Raw genomic sequence first — 3000 nt, 5'->3', positions numbered from 1 at the left:
TTATTTTAACGAATCAAATTGTTACTAGCGAAATGAAAATAAGAAAAAAGGATCGTATATAATGGCAAAAGAGCGTTTAGATGTATTATTGGTAAAACGAAACTTAATTGATACACGGGAAAAAGCGAAGCGAATGATTATGGCCGGACTCGTGTTTTCGAATAACGAACGTATGGACAAACCAGGCATGAAAGTAGATGAAACAATACCACTCGTTGTTAAAGGGACTGTTAAATATGTAAGTCGTGGCGGGTTTAAACTAGAGAAAGCATTAACTTCTTTTACGATTGATCTTGAAGGAAAAACAATTGTGGACATCGGATCTTCGACAGGCGGTTTTTCAGACTGTGCGCTACAAAATGGAGCAAAATTAATTTATGCGATTGATGTAGGATACAATCAATTGGATTGGAAAATTAGAACTGATGAGCGAGTTGAAGTACATGAACGGACTAATTTCCGCTATGTGACAACAGATCTATTCTCAAAAGGGATTCCAAATTTTGCGATGATCGACGTTTCTTTTATTTCATTACAATTAATTTTTCCAGTTTTAAAAGAAATTTTACAAGCAGGCAGCGAAGTAGTTACTTTAATTAAACCTCAATTTGAAGCCGAGAGAGAACAAGTTGGGAAAAAAGGAATCATTCGTGATAAAAACATTCATAAAGAAGTGTTAACAAAAATTATTTCGTTTGCTGAAGAGGAAGAATTTACTTTTTTAAATTTGACGTATTCTCCGATTACCGGCGGGGAAGGAAATATAGAATTTTTAGCACATTTTGGATGGAAATGTAATCACGAAAGGCTCGAAAATAAGGCAGAATTAATTCAAAGAACAGTAGACGAAGCTCATACCGTTTTAAATAAAGTGTAATATTTAATTCCGGAGGTATATAATGAGTAAAATTAAACGACATATAAAAATTAGGGAAATTATTTCAGAAAATGATATTGAAACACAAGACGAACTCGTTAATCAACTAAAAAATTTAGGATTTAAAGTAACACAAGCTACTGTTTCACGGGATATAAAAGAGCTTCATTTAGTTAAAGTGCCATCAGCTACAACGGGCCGATATAAATATAGCACACCTACTGAACAGCGCTTTAACCCACAAGATAAATTAAAACGTTTAATCTTGGATGCCTTTGTAAGTATTGATCATGCATCACATTTTATTGTTTTAAAAACATTACCCGGTAATGCACATGCACTCGGTGTTATTATTGATGATTTGGATTGGGAAGAAATTATGGGTACAATTTGTGGAGATGATACTTGTTTAATTATTTGCCGTACAGAGGAAATGGCAAAAGCAATAGAACAACGCTTTCTTAACTTACTGTAATTTCTATTGTATAGATGGGGTGAAAATAAATGCTAGCTGAACTATCTATCCGAAATTTTGCAATAATCGATGATATCTCAATATCTTTTCACGATGGATTAACCGTATTAACTGGGGAAACTGGAGCAGGTAAATCAATTATTATTGATGCGGTCCAGTTATTGACCGGCAGTCGAGCTTCCGTTGAATTTGTAAGATTTGGAGAAAAGAAAGCCGAATTAACTGGGTTATTTATGCTTAATCAAAATGTAGCGCATATTGAAGAAATTTGTGAAAGTTATGGTATTGATATTGAAGAAAATATGTTAGTCTTAGATCGAACAATAACGAATAAAGGAAAAAGTATCTGTAGGGTTAATGGAAAAATAGTGACCCTATCCATATTAAGAGAAATCGGTCAGTCATTAGTTAATATACACAGTCAACATGATACGATACACTTAATGGACAAATCCACACATATAGAATTGTTGGATTTATATGATGAAGAAAAGGTTTTACCGATCAAAAAAAAATATGATAAGTTATACAAACAATTTATTATATTGCAAGAACGTTATGATGAATTAAATTCGAATGAACAACAAATGGCCCATCGGTTGGATTTGTTACAATTTCAATTAACCGAGTTAGAACAAGCCGATTTAAAAGAAAATGAAGACAATGATTTAATGGAAGAACGTATGCAATTGCAAAATTATGAAAAAATATATCGTTCAGTTCATGAAGCTTATCATGCTTTATCTGGGGAACAAAAAGGATTAGAGTGGGTCGATATTGCGCAAAATCGTCTGCAAGAAGGAAAAGACTTTGATCCACAAATTAAACAGCAAGCCGAAGATTTAACAAATGCTTTTTACAATTTAGAAGAAATAAGTTATTCATTAAGAAGTTTTATTGATGAACTACATTTCGATGAAAACAGGTTAAATGAAATTGAAATGCGTTTAAATGAAATTAATCGCTTGCAGAAAAAATATGGCTCTTCCGTAAAAGAAATGTTGATCTATCAAGAACAAATAAAAAAAGAACTTGATCAGCTTCAAAATAAAGATTCACATCTAGAAAAAATTTCCAACGAATTAAAAGAGTTAAAACAGTCTGTTTTAAAAGAAGCCAAAAAATTACATGCTATACGTAAAAAAATTGCAATTTCTTTAGAAAAAGATATAAAAACTGAATTAAATGATCTTTATTTACAAAACGCAACCTTTAAAGTCTATTTTGATGATATCAATGAAGAAAACCTAAGTGTAAATGGTATTGATCAAATATCGTTCATGCTTTCCACCAATCTTGGAGAACCACTAAAAGAACTAGAAAAAGTTGCCTCAGGCGGGGAACTATCACGGATTATGCTTGCGCTTAAAAAAATATTTGCAAAGCACGATAATATCGATACAGTAATTTTTGATGAAATAGATACTGGTGTAAGCGGTCGTGTTGCACAAGCAATTGCAGAAAAAATGTATCAAATTTCTGAAACAACCCAGGTTTTATGTATTACCCATTTACCTCAAGTTGCAGCAATGTCTGATCATCACATATTAATACAAAAAGAGGAAAAACAAAAAAGAACGTCGACACAGATGAAAGAACTGACTGAAAAAGAAAAAATTAGAGAACTTGGAAGAATGATGACAGGAGC

At 32.3% G+C, this 3000-nt stretch carries 3 protein-coding genes; all 3 read left to right on the top strand.

Features of this window, described 5'->3' with window-relative positions:
* Positions 1-61: 61 nt before the first annotated feature.
* Complete coding sequence (locus ACPYKA_RS20175; RefSeq protein WP_479543980.1) at positions 62-877, top strand: TlyA family RNA methyltransferase; 816 nt, start codon at positions 62-64, stop codon at positions 875-877.
* A 22-nt stretch (positions 878-899) separates the two neighbouring features.
* Positions 900-1352 carry a transcriptional regulator AhrC/ArgR gene (ahrC, locus tag ACPYKA_RS20170; protein WP_479543979.1) on the top strand — a complete coding sequence of 151 codons (453 nt, stop codon included), beginning with the start codon at positions 900-902 and terminating at the stop codon, positions 1350-1352.
* Positions 1353-1381: 29 nt separating this feature from the next.
* Positions 1382-3000 (top strand): DNA repair protein RecN (gene recN / locus ACPYKA_RS20165; protein WP_479543978.1); only part of this gene is annotated, 1619 nt, incomplete at its 3' end.

The sequence above is a fragment of the Pseudogracilibacillus amylolyticus (SeqCode) genome, from assembly GCF_051918545.1.
Lineage (GTDB): Bacteria > Bacillota > Bacilli > Bacillales > Amphibacillaceae > Pseudogracilibacillus.
The sequence above is the reverse complement of the archived record's forward strand: the minus strand, read 5'-3'. Positions and strand labels throughout refer to the sequence as shown.

Bases quoted from the DNA above. Each gene is read 5' to 3' on its own strand.
- ACPYKA_RS20175 (WP_479543980.1), top strand. From the start codon at position 62: ATGGCAAAAGAGCGTTTAGATGTATTATTGGTAAAACGAAACTTAATT.
- ahrC (WP_479543979.1), top strand. From the start codon at position 900: ATGAGTAAAATTAAACGACATATAAAAATTAGGGAAATTATTTCAGAA.